General features: G+C 71.2%; 13 protein-coding genes and 1 pseudogene. 6 read left to right on the top strand and 8 right to left on the bottom strand.

Annotated features, from left to right (window positions below; translation table 11 throughout):
• Positions 1 to 36 precede the first annotated feature (36 nt).
• Together FHR33_RS00340 and FHR33_RS00345 are read right to left on the bottom strand one after the other, a co-directional pair.
• Positions 37 to 186, bottom strand: a pseudogene (locus FHR33_RS00340) (transposase); the annotation flags it as partial.
• 311 nt (positions 187 to 497) lie between these two features.
• Positions 498 to 809, bottom strand: coding sequence for a DUF1330 domain-containing protein (locus FHR33_RS00345; RefSeq protein WP_183641851.1), 312 nt, complete (start codon positions 807 to 809; stop codon positions 498 to 500).
• Between the two features lie 74 nt (positions 810 to 883).
• On the opposite strand from FHR33_RS00345, the gene FHR33_RS00350 reads away from it, so the two are divergent.
• Together FHR33_RS00350 and FHR33_RS00355 are read left to right on the top strand one after the other, a co-directional pair.
• A complete protein-coding gene (locus FHR33_RS00350) occupies positions 884 to 1,330 on the top strand; it encodes a MarR family winged helix-turn-helix transcriptional regulator (RefSeq protein ID WP_183641854.1) in 447 nt (148 codons plus the stop codon).
• 484 nt (positions 1,331 to 1,814) lie between these two features.
• The gene (locus tag FHR33_RS00355; RefSeq protein WP_183641857.1) at positions 1,815 to 2,408 is read left to right on the top strand and encodes an MBL fold metallo-hydrolase; all 594 of its coding nucleotides are present in this window, start codon (positions 1,815 to 1,817) and stop codon (positions 2,406 to 2,408) included.
• A gap of 120 nt (positions 2,409 to 2,528) precedes the next feature.
• Here FHR33_RS00355 and FHR33_RS00360 read toward each other — a convergent pair whose 3' ends face one another.
• The 4 genes from FHR33_RS00360 to FHR33_RS00375 all read right to left on the bottom strand — a co-directional run bounded on the left by FHR33_RS00360 (position 2,529) and on the right by FHR33_RS00375 (position 6,806).
• The gene (locus FHR33_RS00360; protein WP_183641860.1) at positions 2,529 to 3,587 is read right to left on the bottom strand and encodes a HAMP domain-containing sensor histidine kinase; all 1,059 of its coding nucleotides are present in this window, start codon (positions 3,585 to 3,587) and stop codon (positions 2,529 to 2,531) included.
• The gene (locus tag FHR33_RS00365) at positions 3,584 to 4,258 is read right to left on the bottom strand and encodes a response regulator transcription factor (protein WP_183641863.1); all 675 of its coding nucleotides are present in this window, start codon (positions 4,256 to 4,258) and stop codon (positions 3,584 to 3,586) included. The genes FHR33_RS00360 and FHR33_RS00365 overlap by 4 nt, the downstream gene beginning before the upstream one ends.
• A 10-nt stretch (positions 4,259 to 4,268) precedes the next feature.
• Complete coding sequence (locus FHR33_RS00370; RefSeq protein ID WP_183641866.1) at positions 4,269 to 5,963, bottom strand: serine hydrolase domain-containing protein; 1,695 nt, start codon at positions 5,961 to 5,963, stop codon at positions 4,269 to 4,271.
• Between the two features lie 150 nt (positions 5,964 to 6,113).
• Positions 6,114 to 6,806 carry a VOC family protein gene (locus FHR33_RS00375; RefSeq protein ID WP_312895290.1) on the bottom strand — a complete coding sequence of 231 codons (693 nt, stop codon included), beginning with the start codon at positions 6,804 to 6,806 and terminating at the stop codon, positions 6,114 to 6,116.
• 117 nt (positions 6,807 to 6,923) lie between these two features.
• Between FHR33_RS00375 and FHR33_RS00380 the strand changes: the two genes are divergently transcribed.
• The 3 genes from FHR33_RS00380 (at position 6,924) to FHR33_RS00390 (ending at position 10,395) form a co-directional block, all read left to right on the top strand.
• On the top strand, positions 6,924 to 8,129 hold the full coding sequence (locus tag FHR33_RS00380) for a YbfB/YjiJ family MFS transporter (RefSeq protein WP_183641872.1): 1,206 nt from the start codon (positions 6,924 to 6,926) through the stop codon (positions 8,127 to 8,129).
• Between the two features lie 26 nt (positions 8,130 to 8,155).
• Positions 8,156 to 9,148, top strand: a complete 993-nt coding sequence (locus FHR33_RS00385; RefSeq protein ID WP_246451540.1) for a GlxA family transcriptional regulator — start codon at positions 8,156 to 8,158, stop codon at positions 9,146 to 9,148.
• An 80-nt stretch (positions 9,149 to 9,228) separates the two neighbouring features.
• The gene (locus FHR33_RS00390) at positions 9,229 to 10,395 is read left to right on the top strand and encodes a glycoside hydrolase family 1 protein (RefSeq protein WP_183641874.1); all 1,167 of its coding nucleotides are present in this window, start codon (positions 9,229 to 9,231) and stop codon (positions 10,393 to 10,395) included.
• On the opposite strand, the gene FHR33_RS00395 is transcribed toward FHR33_RS00390, so the two are convergent.
• Together FHR33_RS00395 and FHR33_RS52345 are read right to left on the bottom strand one after the other, a co-directional pair.
• Complete coding sequence (locus FHR33_RS00395; protein WP_183641876.1) at positions 10,392 to 12,572, bottom strand: glycoside hydrolase family 3 C-terminal domain-containing protein; 2,181 nt, start codon at positions 12,570 to 12,572, stop codon at positions 10,392 to 10,394. The genes FHR33_RS00390 and FHR33_RS00395 overlap by 4 nt on opposite strands.
• On the bottom strand, positions 12,553 to 13,179 hold the full coding sequence (locus FHR33_RS52345) for a TetR/AcrR family transcriptional regulator (RefSeq protein ID WP_312895291.1): 627 nt from the start codon (positions 13,177 to 13,179) through the stop codon (positions 12,553 to 12,555). Before FHR33_RS52345 ends, FHR33_RS00395 begins: the two co-directional genes overlap by 20 nt.
• Positions 13,180 to 13,301: 122 nt before the next feature.
• On the opposite strand from FHR33_RS52345, the gene FHR33_RS00405 reads away from it, so the two are divergent.
• Positions 13,302 to 14,828 carry an ABC transporter substrate-binding protein gene (locus FHR33_RS00405; RefSeq protein WP_183641879.1) on the top strand — a complete coding sequence of 509 codons (1,527 nt, stop codon included), beginning with the start codon at positions 13,302 to 13,304 and terminating at the stop codon, positions 14,826 to 14,828.

Here is a 14,828-nt window from a genome sequence, read left to right on the forward strand (position 1 = left end):
TAACATCAAGACGACCGTCATCGCCCCGGACCGGAACCTGTCGTAGACGGTGGACCACGGCCCGTACTCGATGGGCAGGTCCCGCCACGGACTGCCGGTACGAAACCGCCACAGCACCGCATTGAACTGCCGCCGCAGGTCCGGGATCGGGCCCCGCTCACGCATGGGTAGGTTGGGCTCGATCAAGGACGGCGTAGCAGCCTCCGGGGAGCCAGAGCGGGGGCGATGAGCGCGTCGGCGTCCTTGCTGGAACGGCCCGTTGTCTGGGTCTTGTCCGAGATCCTTCGATCGCGGCCCTGGCCGCCGATGCGATCATCACGCTGGCCGCGTACGGGGAACCGCCCGCGGCCGACCTAGGCCGGGCCGTGGGCCACATGGTCCGCGGCGGGCAGGTCAAGCTCAATCGGATCACCGGCATCCTCGACGAGGTCATGGAGGCCGGGCGCGGCCCTCCCCATGATCAGCAGGATGACCAGGGATCCTCGAGACTGCTCCCGCTAAGCATCCAGCAGGTCAGAGGGAGCGGTCTCGAAAATGATCGCGTTCGCCCGCGACCCGGCCTGCCGCAATGCCTTGAGCTCACGGTACTCAGGCGAGTCGTACCACCGGTGCGCGGTCTGCAGATCAGGGAACTCGATCAGCACCGGATACCCCAGCATCGCCGTCCCCTCGAGCACGTCCACCTGCCCCCCGACCGCCCGGTAGGCGCCGCCGTAACTCTCCACGACAGCGCGCACGCGCGAGGCGTACTCGGCCAGCTTGTCCGGGTCGGAGACCTCGATGTTGTCGAACAACGCATATGCAGCCATGACAGGCTCCTCAGCTATATAATCATCCCGTTCGGGACAGTCCCGACATTACTACCGATCGGGACAATCTCGCAATGAGCGATTTGTTCACCGACCCCCGCTGGGAGTCGTACGGCATGCTGCGCGAGGCCTACCTGGCCGTGACCACGCGTATCGATGCCGACGTCAGTCCGGAGGGTGACCTCGACGCGGCGATCTCCGACATCCTGTTCCGGCTCGCCCGCACCCAGGGCCACTGCCTCCGTACGGTGGACATCACCCGCGCGCTGGCGACCAGCACCACACGCACGACCCGGTTGCTGGACGCGACGCAGGCGCGCGGCCTGGTGGAACGCGGACCGCACCCCACGGACCGCCGCGCGATCATGGTCACCCTGACCGAGGAAGGCCTGGCCGAAGCGCGCAGAAGGGGAGAGCTCGCGCTGGCCTCGGCGCAGCGCCACATCTACGACACGCTCACGGCGGACGAGGTGGGCACGATGATCGCGCTCCTGCGCAAACTCCGGGACGCCAACCAGTAGGTGGCTTGGTTGTGCCCCGACCGCATGATGGGTGATCCGGGGCACGCCGCCGTTCGCGTCGCTCCGGGCTATTCGTCAACTATGGGTTGACGCTCTCCTCATCGTCAACCTATGGTTGACGAATGATCGATCGCAACCGCCTCGTGAGGCAGGTCTTCAACGTCACCCTGGTGGCGTTGATCCTGGCGAGGATGACGCTGTCAGTGCTGTGGTGACCGGGACGCCGACGGCGGTCCGGGGCGGGCCGAGGGTTTCAGCGGAGGACGCGACCGGTCGGCGCGGTTCGGCTTCGATCTGACCGCCGACTTCACCTGCGCGTTCTTCAAGCCATACGCCGTCCCCTTCGACTACGGACGCATGCGCTGTCCGTCGGTCGCGACGTCGAACGGTAGGCCGGGCCCGGACGCGGTGTTGGCACGAAACCCGCGATAATCGGTGGTCCGGCCACTGTTCGATGGAGCGCGGCGTCGCCAGACTGCTTGCCATGACCGACGCACCCACCGGCCGTACGGCTGCCTTCCATATCCTCGCCACCGGCTACACCGCCTCCACCGGACCCGGCGTGGCCGCGACCGTCTCCTACGTCACCGAGGGCGACCTCAGGATCGTGGTGGATCCCGGCATGGTCGCGAGCCAGTCGGTGATCACCGACGCGCTCGCCGACCTCGGCCTCAAGACGGACGACATCACCGACGTGGTCCTCAGCCACCACCACCCCGACAACATCCTCAACGTCGGCCTGTTCGGCCAGGCACGCATCCACGACCACAAGGCGATCTACCAGGGCCACCACTGGACCAGCAGGGACGCCGAAGGGTACGAGTTCTCCCCGTCGCTCAGGCTGATCGCCACCCCCGGCCACAGCGCCGAGGACATCACCCTGCTGGCCGGCACCGCCGAGGGCGTCGTGGCCTTCGCCGGCGACCTGTGGTGGCGGGCCGACGGCCCCGCCGACGACCCGGTCACCACCGACCGCGACGTCCTGCGGGCCAGCAGGGAGCGCGTGCTGGCCGTCGCCGACGTCATCGTCCCCGGCCACGGCGCGCCCTTCACCCCGACGGCGACCACTCCCCGCTGACGACGCGGCCGTGGCCCGGGCCGCTCGTGGACCGTTCGGGCGGCGGGGCAGCTGGTGACCCAGACCCCCGGCGGGACCTACTACCACGGCTACCAGCCGAAGAACTGAAGGCCGGACCGCTCAGCGGCGCAGGGTGAGACGGAAGGCGCAGCCGTCGCCCGAGGGGCCAGGGGAGGTGACGACGAGGTCGCCGCCGTGGGCCAGGGCGATCTGCCTCGCGATCGGCAACCCGAGACCGGTGCCAGGGACGTCGCGCCTACCGCGCCAGAACCGCTGGAAGATCCACTCCCGCTCCTCGGCGGCGATGCCGGCGCCGTGGTCGGTCACGGTCACGGCGACCTCGGCGTCGGCGGCTTCGATCGCGATCTCCACGGCCGTGCCTGGCGGGGCGTATCTCACGGCGTTGTCAATCAGGTTGGACAGGGCGCGACTCACGGTGGGCTCGTCGATGGAGCACTCGGCGACCGCGGGCCCGCTGACGGACAGCGCGATCTCCTTCCCCGCCGCCAGCGGCGCGGCGTGGTCGACGACGCCGCCCACGACCGCCACCAGGTCGGACGGCCTGCGGTCGATGGCGCGGGCCCGGCCACGAGCCTCGGCCAGCAGCTCGTCGATCGTCGTCTGGAGCCTGGCGGCCGCGGTCTGCGAGCGCAGCAGCCCCCCGCGGTAGACCTCGAGGGTGGGGGAGGGGTGGGCGAGCAGCACCTCGGCGTTGGTCATCAGCACCGCCAGCGGCATCCGCAGCTCGTGGCTGGTCTCCTCGATCAGCCGTCGCTGCGTCGCGGCGGCCTGCTCCAGCCGGTCGAGCATGGCGTCGAAGCTGGCCGCCAGGGCCACCACCTCCGCGGGCCCTCCGACGAGCGCGATGCGCCGGCCCAGGTCCGTGGCGCCGATGTCCTCGGCGACCGCCCGCACCGTGTCAAGGGGTCGTACGGCCCTGCCCGCCCACCACCAGGCCACGGCCGCGGCCGCGGGGGCCAGGGCCACAATGGTCCAGGTGGGCCAGGCGGACCGGTGCGCGGACACGCTCCTGACGCTCTCGACGCCGTCGATCGTCTGGAAGGTCGTCTCGGTGTCGGTCACCAGGACCACGCCGAACAGCAGGAGAGCGGGAAGGTAGATCGCGAGGAAGCCGAGGACGGCGAGCCCGGCCCGCAGCGACCGCCAGGGACGGGTCACGACGGCTCCGCCCTGAGCCGGTAGCCGGCGCCGGTGATCGTGACGATCAGCGCGGGCTCGCCCAGCTTCCTGCGCAGCCGGCTGAGGATCACCCGCACCGAGGCGGTGAAGGGGTTGGCGTGGGAGTCCCATACGTGCTCCAGCAGGTCCTCGGCCGACAGCACCTCGCCCGGGTGGTGCATGAAGTAGCGCAGCAGCGAGAACTCTCGCGGGGTGAGATCGAGTTCGGCGCCGGAGCGCCAGGCCGTGTGCGTGGCGAGGTCGAGCGTCAGCTCGCCCACACTGAGCGTCGTTCCGCGGGCGTCGCCTCGACGGCTCAGCGCCCGCACCCTGGCCACGAGCTCGGCGAAGTGGAACGGCTTGACGAGGTAGTCGTCGGCGCCCGCGTCGAGCCCGGCCACCCGGTCGGCGACGGCGTCGCGGGCGGTGAGCACGATCGTGCGCCTGGGCCTGCGCAGCTCGGGGTCGCGCGTCAGCCTGCGCAGCAGGTCGAGCCCCTCGCCGTCGGGCAGGCCGAGATCGAAGCACGCCACGTCGTAGGCGGTGGACAGGAGGGACTCCTCGGCCTCGGCGTACGTCGTGGCGAGATCGACCGCGTACGACTCGTTGCGCAGGCCGAGGGCGACGAGCTCGGCCAGGTCGGGGTCGTCCTCGATGAGCAGGATGCGCATGAGCGGCCGGTCAGCCGGTCGCACGGGCGACGGAGGTCCCGCGGTGCCCGCCCGAGCGGGTGATGCTCATGCGCCGGTCGCGGAAGGCGACCGACACCTCAGGGCCGGTGCCCGCCGGGTCGTCGGGACGGTATCGGCCGCCCCCGTCGGGCACGAGCGTCAGCCGCGGCGGCTCGGGCCGCAGCTCGGCGGCTTGGATGCCGCCATGCTCGTTGACGGCGTACCAGGCGGTGACGGGCTGTCTCTCCGTGCTGATGGTGACGTAGGTGCGCACCTCGCCATCGTCGACCACGCTGCCCGCGAGCGCGACACCGGTGAACGCGCCGAAGGCCTTCTCGAGGTTCGCGCGTTCCTCGCGGCCCTCCTGCGTCCGGCCGTCCAGCAGGGCGAGGACGCGCCGTTCGTGCGCGCGGAGATCGACGTCGCCGCGCGGAGGGAACAGCGCCGTCACGGCGTCGGCGCCCCTGGCGGCGATTGTCAGCTCGCCGTCCTTCGCGCTCACCTCGTACGAGCCTCCTGTCTCCAGCTCGTACGACCCGGTGGCGGCGGCGAGATCACCGTCGCCGGCGCCGGCGGCAGCGTCGGGTATGGGCACGGGGCGACCAGCGAGCAGCGCGGGGCCCACCGCCTGCAGCAACTCCTCGGCGCTCACCCGCGCCTTGTTGGACGCGACGGCGATCACCCGCTGCTGTCCAGGAACCCACACGACCACAGCGTTGTGCCCCACCTCGCCGCCGCCTCCCGCGGTGCTGAGGAACGGCTCGCCGTACACGGAGCTGTCGAAGGCGACCCACCCTGGCGTCTCGGCGCGGCCGCCGCCCAGGTCGTGGCCAGGGGCGGCGATGAGCTCGGCCGCCCTGCGCGAGACCAGCCCCCCGGTGAACAGCGCGTGCGCCCAGGACGCCAGGTCCGCGGTGGTCATGGCGAGGCCGCCGTTGCCCTCCATCCCCCAGTACGGTCCACGGAAGTCGCCGCGTTCGCCCGTTCGCCCGTCATCGTGATAGCCGACGGCGCGGGGCCCCTGCGCGGCGGGCTCGCCGCTCCAGAACCCTCCCGCGAGGCGACGGCCGGGCAGCCGCAGGAGGTTCTCGGCCACGTACTTCCTGTAGCTCGTGCCCGACGCCTTCTCGACGATGAGCGCGAGCAGGGTGTATCCGGCGTTGGAGTAGACGTATCCGGAGCCCGGTGCGAAGGCGAGCGTCAGCCTGCCGATCGCAGCCACGGCAGAGTCCCTGTCGAGCGGCTCGTAGTCCCTGCCGTGCGAGCCGTTGAGGCCGCTGGTGTGCAGCAGCAACTGCCTGATCGTGGCCTTGGCGACGGGACCGTCCAGCTCGGGCAGGACCTTCCCCGCCCGGTCGTCCAGCGACAGCTTCCCCCCGTCGAGGAGGCGGAGGACGGCCGCGGCCGTGAACGCCTTGGTGATCGAGCCGATGCTGAAGACCGTCTCGGGGGTGTTCGCCCTGCCCGCGGCGTCGTCCGCCGACCCGTAGGCGGCCAGGCACTCGAACCTGCCGGCCTTCGAGATCGCGATGGATCCGCTGAACCCCGCCTCGGCCCAGGCGCCGAACGCCTCGTCGAGCCCGGGCTCGCACCGTTCGGCCGCGGCGGCGGCCGGTCCGCGCCGAGGGACGCCCTGATCGGCGGTGCACGCGGCCAGGACGGTCACCACCGTCGCGGCGGCGATTGCCAGAAAGGACCTTTGCATGGGGCGAACCTAGACGGGCCCCTGCAAACCTGATGTGAACGACGAGGCCGTTGTGATCAGCGGGAGGGGCCCGCTCGTGTGCTGCAGGATGTCGCCCGCGGTGCGTCGGCGCGGGCAGGGGAGCCGTCGCCGGTGGCGCGGTAGGACGGCTCAGTCCCTGCCCTGCCAGGTCGTCACGCACACCTCGTTGCCCTCCGCGTCCGCCAGCACCCAGAAGGCAGGCGCCGCGGTGTCGGACAGCAGCACCCCGCCGGCGGCCAGCGCGGCCCCGATGCGCCGGGCGGCCTCGTCGTGCGGGACGGAGATGTCGAAATGGATCCGGTTGCGCTGCGGCCGCGCCGCGTCCATCTGCTGAAACCAGATCGCCGGCCCCTGAGCGGCGGGGTCGACGAGCGGATCCTCTGGGCCGTGCGCCTCCGCCTCGTCGCCGTATCCCATGACCGCCTTCCAGAACGGACGGATCGCGGCGATGTCGAGCGCGTCGATCGCGATCTCGACCATCTGGACCGACCGAGGCCCCTGGCCGCCGGTCCCGGGGTCCGTGCGCAGCCCGAGTTCGCTCACGGCCGCGGTGACGCGGTGGGCGAGCTCGAGCTCGAGCGCGCTCACCCAGCCGGTGGCGAGCGACTGCAGGGTGAGGATCACCTGGTCCTTCCGGACGTCCAGCCAGAGGCTCGCCTCGCCCTCTTCGCCGGCCGCGGCCACCGCGCGCGCGGCGACCTCGGCCGCCTGCGCGAGCGAGGTGACGGGCACGGAGGTGCGGACGACCCCGAGGACGAAGCGCCACCCCAGGCCGTCGACGGCGTCGGAGATCTCCTTGCGGCTCAATCTCTTCTGGTTCACCCCGACATGATCGCAGAAGCCATGGCCGGATCCGAGGGACGCACGTCCAGAACCACGGCCATGGCAGGGAGCGGTCTCCGACTTGATGAGAGGTGACATCCGACGAAAGGAGAGACCATGACCGCGATCTCCGCCGAAGGGCGGACGAGCAGGGCCGGGCAGGCGCTGGTCGCGCTCGGCCTGGCAGCGGGACCTGTCGTGGCACTCGGATTCACCCGCTTCGCCTACGCGTTGCTGCTGCCGCCCATGCACAGGGAGCTGCACTGGAGCTACGCCCAGGCAGGCGGCATGAACACCGCCAACGCCCTCGGATACATCCTGGGCGCCGCGAGCGCCGCCTTCTGGGCCAGGAGGAGCGGAGGCAGGTCCGCGTTCCTGTGGAGCCTCGCGATCAGCGCTGTCGCGCTGCTCGCCACCGCGGCGACGGCGGACCTGACGGTCCTGCTCGCCCTGCGGTTCGCCGGAGGGTTCAGCACCGCGGTCGCCTTCGTGGTGGGCTCGGCGCTGGTCTCGCGCATCGCCGTCGGCGCTCCGCAGCGCCGTTCGGCGTCGCTCGTCGCCGTCTACATGGCGGGCGTGGGCATCGGCGTGGTCATCTCGGGCCTGGTCGTTCCCGCCGCGCTGTCCTCGGGCGAGGCAGGCTGGCGGATGGGCTGGCTGCTCATGGGCGTGCTGGCCGTGATCGCGCTCGTCCCCGCCTGGCTCGGCGCCAGGGCGGTGCCCGAGGCGAGCGGCGCCCACGCGAGCACGCTGCCTGCCGCGCAGCTGCGCCGCCTCGGGCCGACGTTCGTCTGGTACGTCCTGTTTGGCGCGGGCTACGTCAGCTACATGACCTTCGTGGTCGCGCTGCTGAGGTCGCAGGGGCTCGGCGCGTCGACGACCGCGCTCTTCTTCGTCGTCCTCGGCCTCTCGTCGGTGGTCGCCACGCTGACCGTGTGGGGCCGTCTGTGCGGGTTCCTGCGCGCAGGCCTGGCGCCCGCGCTCGTCGCCGTACTGGTCTTCCTGGGCGTCCTTCCCGTCCTGCTCATGCCGCCCGGCCCGGGCGCCGCGCTCCTGTCCGCCGTCGTCTTCGGCGCGGGCTTCATGGCGGGCCCCACGGCCGCGACCGTCATCGCGCGGCGCATGCTGCCTCATGCCGTCTGGACGGCGGGCATCGCCCTGCTGACCGTCGCCTTCTCCGTCGGGCAGGCCGTCGGCCCGCTGCTGTCGGGCCTGATGTCGGACGGCGAAGGCGGTATCGCCCGCGGCCTGTGGCTGTCGGCCGGGCTGCTCGCCCTGGCCGCGCTCGCCGCGCTCCTGCAGCGCGAGCACCCCGCCTCCTGATCGCGGCGACCGGGGGCGAGCGGGGTATGAATCCCACCATGGAGCGGGCAGGTGGCACCGTGGTCGTCATCGTGTACGACGGCGTCCGCCTGCTCGACGTGACCGGCCCGCTCGAGGTGTTCACCGTGGCGAACGAGCACGGCGCGGGCTACCGGCCGCTCGTCGCCTCGCCGGGCGGCCGTGACGTCGTGACCAGCGGCGGCGTCAGGATCGGCGCCGACGTCGCCATGGAGGACGTCCACGGCGGCGTCCACGTGCTTCTCGTGCCTGGCAGCCCTGACGTGGGCTCGGCGGCCGCCGACCTGTTCCTTCTCGACCAGGTGAGACGGCTGTCGGGCGAGGCGGAGCAGGTGGCCTCGGTGTGCGCGGGGGCCTTCGTCCTGGCGGCCGCGGGGCTGCTCGACGGACACAGGGCCGCCACCCACTGGGATCTGGCCGAACGCCTGGCCCGCGACTACCCGACGATCAGCGTGGACGGCGACGCCATCTTCGTCAGGGACGGCAAGGTGGTCACCTCCGCGGGCATCAGCTCGGGCATCGACCTGGCGCTCGGCCTGGTCGAGGCCGACCACGGCAGCGACCTGGCCAGGACCGTCGCCAAGCACTTGGTCGTCTTCATGCAGCGCCCAGGCGGCCAGTCGCAGTTCAGCGTCAGGTTGAACGCGCCCGCTCCGCGGTGCGAGCCGCTGAGGGCGGCGCTCGACGCCGTCGTGCTCGACCCCTCGGCCGACCACGGCCTGGAGGCGATGGCGGGCAGGGCGGGGATGAGCGTCCGCCAGCTGACGAGGCTGTTCGGCAAGGAGCTCGGCACCACGCCCGCGCGCTACGTCGAGAGGGCGCGCGTGGAGCGGGCGAAGAACCTGCTGGAGACGGGTGACCAGCCGCTCGACGTGGTCGCCCGCAGGTCGGGGTTCGGCTCACCCGAGACGATGCGCAGAGCCTTCGCGCGCGCGCTCGGTGTGACCCCCGCGGCCTACCGCGCCCGGTTCAGGAGCACAGGCGACGGCTGCTCGTCCTGACCTCCTCGACACGCGATCTCCCAAAACTAACCACGTGGTAGATTTTGCGCGTCATACTGTGAGACAGAAGGGCAGGCGGGATGGAACGCTCATTCCCGAAGGGGTTCCTGTGGGGGGCGGCGGGAAGCGCTCACCAGACCGAGGGCAACAACGTCGCCAGCGACCTGTGGGCCCTGGAGAACCGTCCCGGCACGTTCTTCGCCGACCGCAGCGGGGACGCCTGCGACAGCTACCACCGCTGGCCCGAGGACCTCGACATCGTGCGGGAGCTGGGCCTCAACTCCTACAGGTTCAGCCTCGAGTGGGCGCGGATCGAGCCGGCGGAGGGGCGTTTCTCGAACGCGGCGCTGGCGCACTACCGCCGGGTGATCGAGGGCTGCCTGGAGCGCGGCCTCACTCCGGTGGTGACGCTGCACCATTTCACCAGCCCGCTGTGGTTCCAGCAGGACGGCGGCTGGCTGTCGGGCGAGGCGGTCGGACGCTTCCGCCGCTACGTGCGCGCGGTGCTGCCGATCCTCGGCGGCGTCGAGTGGGTGTGCACCATCAACGAGCCGAACCTGCTGGCGATGATGGCGAACCTGATGAGGGACAAGGAGCGCACCGAGGGCGTCGCCGGCGCCATGCCGCCGCCCGACCAGCGGACGGCCGAGGCTCTGGCCGCCGCCCACCTGGCCGCCCGCGAGGAGCTCGCGGGGCTGAGGTCGGGCTGGACGATCGCCAGCCAGAACTTCGAGGCGGCCGAGGGAGCCGTCGCCGAACGCGACGCGTGGGCCCGGCCTCGCGAGGACCAGTTCCTGGAGGTGGCCAAGGACGACGACTTCGTCGGCGTGCAGGCCTACACCAGGGTCATCATCGGCAAGGACGGCGCGCTGCCCGTGCCGGACGAGGCCCGCCGTACGCTCACGGGCTGGGAGTTCCACCCCGCGGCGCTGGGCGACGCCGTGCGCTACACCGCGGCCAGGCTGCCAGGCGTGCCGATCCTCGTGACGGAGAACGGCATCGCCACGGCGCGCGACGCCGAACGCGTCGAGTACACCCGCGGCGCCCTGGCCGGGCTGCACGAGGCGATGGCCGAGGGCGCCGACGTGCGCGGCTACCTGCACTGGTCGCTGCTGGACAACTACGAGTGGGGCTCCTACGAGCCCACCTTCGGGCTGGTGTCGGTGGACAGGGAGACCTTCCAGCGCACGCTCAAGCCGAGCGCGCGCTGGCTGGGCGAGATCGCCCGCTCGGGACGGCTGGACTAGCCGTCCCCGCGGACGGCGGCGACGAGCCCGTCCACCACCTCGGAGGTGAGACCGATCCCGAAGGTGGCGAACTTGGCCAGCGGGATGCCCATCGCCAGCCTGAGCAGGGCGGGATCGGTGCGGTCGAGGCCGGGCGCGCCCTGGAGCAGCTGCTTCAGCGCCCGGCTGCCCTCGGGGTGGGCCAGCCATTCGCCCAGCGTCGACATGCGGTCCAGCGGGGCCGCGTAGCCGTCGCCCCCGCTGGTCAGCTCGGCGCGCAGGCGGATGTCGCGGGAGGAGGCGCCGACCTCCACCGTGAAGGCGCCCGCGTCGATCCGCCATCCCTTGCGGCTGACCGACCACTGGGCGATGTCCCTGCCGGTGAGGGCGAAGCGGACCCGCTCGCTGTCTCCTGGCTCGAGCCCCACCTTGGCGAAGCCGCGCAGCTCGTGGCGCGGGCGCGAGGGGCGCTCCTCGTCGAAGGCCACGTAGAGCTGGACGACCTCGTGCGCGAAGCGCTCGCCCGTGTTGGTGACGGTGACCTCGACGCTCCACTCGTCGCTGCCCGTCTCCCGGGCGTCGAGGTCGGAGTAGGTGAAACGCGAGTAGGTCAGCCCGTGGCCGAAGGGGTAGGCGACGTCGGCGTCCAGCGTGTCGTAGTGCCGGTAGCCGACGTAGCGGCCCTCGCCGTAACGGACGTGCCCGTCGCCGCCGGGGAAGTGCAGGTGCGAGGGGACGTCGGCGAGGCGGTTGGGAATCGTCTCGGTGAGACGCCCCGACGGGCTGTGCGCCCCCGTCAGCAGGTCGGCGAGGGCCGAGCCGCCCGCCTGGCCGAGCAGCCAGCCCTCCAGGATCGCCGAGGCGTGCTCCTGCCACTCGGCCACCGAGACGACGCCGCCGTTGGCCAGCACGACCACGATCTTCGGGCAGACCTCGGCCACCTCCCGCAGGAGAGCGACCTGGACGGCGGGCAGCTCGATGGTGGTGCGGTCGAAGCCCTCCGACTCGGCGGCCTCGGGCAGGCCGAGGAAGACCAGCGTCACGTCGGCCTCGGACGCGGCGGCCACCGCCTCGCGCGAGAGGCCGGCGTCGGGCTGCCCGTCCAGCCGGTATCCCGCGGCGAAGGCCGGCCGTCCCAGCGCCTCCCATGCGTTGTCCAGGCGCGTGGGCACCACGTGGGAGCTGCCGCCGCCCTGGTAGCGCGGGGTGCGGGCGAGCTCTCCCACGACGGCGACCCGCTGACCCTGCCGCAGGGGCAGCACGTCGCCGTCGTTCTTCAGCAGGACGGCCGAGGCCCGAGCCGCTTCGCGGGCGAGCTCGTGGTGGGCGTCGAGGTCCCACCCTTCGAACGAGGCTCTGCCCTCGACCCGCCGTACGAGCTCGAGCAGGCGGCCCGCGGCCAGATCGAGCACCGCCTCGGGCAGGCGGCCCGAGCGCACCGCCTCGACGATCTCCTCGTCGGTCCCCGTCGGGGGCATCTCCAGGTCCAGGCCCGCCTCGAGCGCCGCGACGCGGTCGTTGACCGCGCCCCAGTCCGACATCACCAGCCCGTCGAAGCCCCACTCCTCGCGCAGCACCTCGGTCAGCAGCCACCGGTTCTGGCTCGCGTGCACCCCGTTGATGCGGTTGTAGGAGCACATCACCGTGTACGGCTTGGCCTCGCGCACGATCCGCTCGAAGGCGGGCAGGTAGATCTCCCGCAGGCTCTGCTCGTCGACGTCCGCGCTGACGCGCATGCGGTCGGTCTCCTGGTTGTTGACCGCGAAGTGCTTGACGCACGCCCCGACGCCCAGGCTCTGGATGCCGGTGACGACGGCCGCGCCCATCACGCCGGTGAGGTGGGGGTCCTCGGAGAAGTACTCGAAGTTGCGTCCGCACAGCGGCGAGCGCTTGATGTTCACGCCGGGACCGAGCACGACGTCCACACCGAGCGCGCACGCCTCGCGGGCCAGCGCCGCGCCCACCCGGTGGGCCAGGTGGGCGTCCCACGAGGAGCCGAGCGCGACGGCCGGAGGGAAACAGGTGGCGGGCACGCTGTTGCCGAGCCCGAGGGCGTCGCCCCGCTCGGCCTGGCGGCGCAGCCCGTGCGGTCCGTCGGACAGGGTGAGGGCGGGCACCGCCTCGCCGATGGGCGTGGTGTGCCAGGTGTCGCTCCCAGAGGTGAGCGAGGCCTTCTCCTCAAGGGTGAGGTCGGTCATCCGGTTCCAATTCCAATCCGAGCTGGGTGAGAAAGGCGACGACGGAGGCCCGCATGTCGACCTGCTCCGGATCCAGCAGCCACTGGGTCTGCAGGCCGTCCACCAGGGCGAGGAGCTGCTGGGCGACGGCGTCGGGGTCGTGCTTGATCGGCGGCGTGGCGCGGTCGAACAGGACGGACATCAGCCATGCCGTCCGTTTGCGCAGGCGCCGGTAACGCTGGACGAAGTAGTCGTGCGCGGGATGGGCGGGGTCGCTCGCCTCGCCCGAGACCTTCACGAACAGCCCGACCAGACCTGGTGTCCCCATGTTCAGGGTGATCTGGTCGAGGTGGCGGGAGAGGAGTTCCTCGGGCGCGAGGTCGGAGTCCGACGACAGCGCCTGCTCCGCGGCGACCTGCTCGCGGCGGGCGAGCACCTGGATGAGCAGGTCGTCCTTGCCGGGGAAGTGGTGGAGCAGCCCCGCATGGGTCATGCCCGCGTGCGCGGCGATGTCGCGCAGGGAGACGGCGTAGAAGCCCGAGCGCGAGAACAGCTCCATGGCTGAGTCGAGGATGCGTGAGCGGGTGCGCTCGCCCTTGGTCCCTTGACGGGGAATCGGTGCGTTCACCGACCAGCCTTTCTGCGATCCGAATGCCTGTTGAGGGCGAGACTAGCGCGGCTCACACTAAATCTACCACGTGGTTAGTTTTGCATGTATGCTCGCCGAAAATCCGAGACGGAGTGAGCGTCATGAACAGATCCCCCGCGCTAATCGCCCTCCTTACCGCGGCCACCGTGCTCGCGGGCTGCTCGGGCGCCGACGGCCAGGCGCCGGGCGAGGGTTCGAGGACCCTGACCATCGCGACGATGACCCTGCCGCAGAGCCTCGACCCCAACGACGCCAACGGCAGCGCCATGCCGTTCTTCCAGGCCGTCTACGACACTCTCGTGAAGCGCGAGCCCGACGGGCGCTACAGCCCGATGCTCGCCTCGGAGTGGAAGTACAGCGACGACCAGACCGAACTCGCCCTCACCCTGCGCTCCGACGTCAAGTTCGACGACGGCACCCCCTTCAACGCGCAGGCCGTGAAGGCGAACATGGAGCGCTTCCGCAAGGGCGGCGGCGCCCAGGCCAAGACGCTCAACGACGTCAAGGCCATCGAGGTGGTCGACGACACGCACGTGACTCTTCGGCTCTCCCAGCCCAACTCCGCGATGCTCTACTACCTGAGCGACGCGGCGGGCCTGATGGCCAACCCCGCGGACTTCACCAAGGGCGAGGCGCTGAAGACCAAGCCCAACGGCACAGGACCCTACGAGCTGGACCCGAGCCAGACCGTCATCGGGACCAAATGGGTGTTCAACCGCGCGGCCGGCTACTGGGGCGGCAAGCTGCCCTATGACACGGTCGCCATCAGCTACTTCGACAACGAGACCGCGATCGTGAACGGCGTCAAGACCGGGCAGGTCAACGCCGCCCTCATCCAGGAAGCCGACCAGCAGATCAGCGTCGAGGGCCACCCGAACGTCAAGACGACCAAGCAGGACTTCGACTTCCAGGGCATCCTGCTCTTCGACAGGGCCGGCGCGGTCACCCCCGAGCTGCGCGACCCCCGCGTGCGACAGGCGCTCAACCACGCCATCGACCGCCAGACGATGCTGGCCAAGATCCGCCAGGGCCGCGGAACGGTCACCAGTCAGGTCTTCGGCCCCACCACCGCCGCCTACAAGCCCGAACTCGACACCTACTACACCTACGACCAGAACAAGGCGCGCGAACTGCTCAAGGAGGCCGGCCACGCCGATGGCTTCACCCTCAAGCTGCCGCGCATCCCCGCGATCGTCTCCGAGGCGCTGGCCGCCTCGCTGCAGACCGACCTCGCCGCCGTCGGCGTGAAGCTGGTCTGGGACGACGTCGACCAGGGCTCGGCCGTCCAGCGCATCTTCAGGGACCGCGCCTTCTCCGGCATGGTCATGAACATGGGCCAGGCCTCGACAGACTGGGTCGTCGTCGGCGAACTGGTGCTGCCCGGCGCGTTCAACATGTTCGGCTACACCGACGCCACCGTGAAGAGCCTGCTGCCCAAGATCCAGAGCAAGCCGGCCGCCGAGGCGAAGGCGGACCTCCAGGCGCTCAACGAGCACCTGGTCAAGGACGGCTGGTTCCTGCCCTTCTACCGGATGACCTACCTGCACGTCTCCGACGGCAGCGTGAGCATCACCCCCCAGGACGGCATGGCCGTGCCCTCCATCTACAACTACGCGCCCGCCGCCTGA

The sequence above is a fragment of the Nonomuraea dietziae genome (assembly GCF_014195505.1).
Taxonomy (GTDB): domain Bacteria; phylum Actinomycetota; class Actinomycetes; order Streptosporangiales; family Streptosporangiaceae; genus Nonomuraea; species Nonomuraea roseola.

Excerpts from the sequence above, each read along its gene's own strand:
- FHR33_RS00350 (WP_183641854.1), top strand. The coding sequence starts at position 884 with ATGAGCGATTTGTTCACCGACCCCCGCTGGGAGTCGTACGGCATGCTG.
- FHR33_RS00355 (WP_183641857.1), top strand. The coding sequence starts at position 1,815 with ATGACCGACGCACCCACCGGCCGTACGGCTGCCTTCCATATCCTCGCC.
- FHR33_RS00345 (WP_183641851.1), bottom strand. The coding sequence starts at position 809 with ATGGCTGCATATGCGTTGTTCGACAACATCGAGGTCTCCGACCCGGAC.
- FHR33_RS00380 (WP_183641872.1), top strand. The coding sequence starts at position 6,924 with ATGACCGCGATCTCCGCCGAAGGGCGGACGAGCAGGGCCGGGCAGGCG.
- FHR33_RS00390 (WP_183641874.1), top strand. The coding sequence starts at position 9,229 with ATGGAACGCTCATTCCCGAAGGGGTTCCTGTGGGGGGCGGCGGGAAGC.
- FHR33_RS00405 (WP_183641879.1), top strand. The coding sequence starts at position 13,302 with ATGAACAGATCCCCCGCGCTAATCGCCCTCCTTACCGCGGCCACCGTG.
- FHR33_RS00395 (WP_183641876.1), bottom strand. The coding sequence starts at position 12,572 with ATGACCGACCTCACCCTTGAGGAGAAGGCCTCGCTCACCTCTGGGAGC.
- FHR33_RS00370 (WP_183641866.1), bottom strand. The coding sequence starts at position 5,963 with ATGCAAAGGTCCTTTCTGGCAATCGCCGCCGCGACGGTGGTGACCGTC.
- FHR33_RS00385 (WP_246451540.1), top strand. The coding sequence starts at position 8,156 with ATGAATCCCACCATGGAGCGGGCAGGTGGCACCGTGGTCGTCATCGTG.
- FHR33_RS00365 (WP_183641863.1), bottom strand. The coding sequence starts at position 4,258 with ATGCGCATCCTGCTCATCGAGGACGACCCCGACCTGGCCGAGCTCGTC.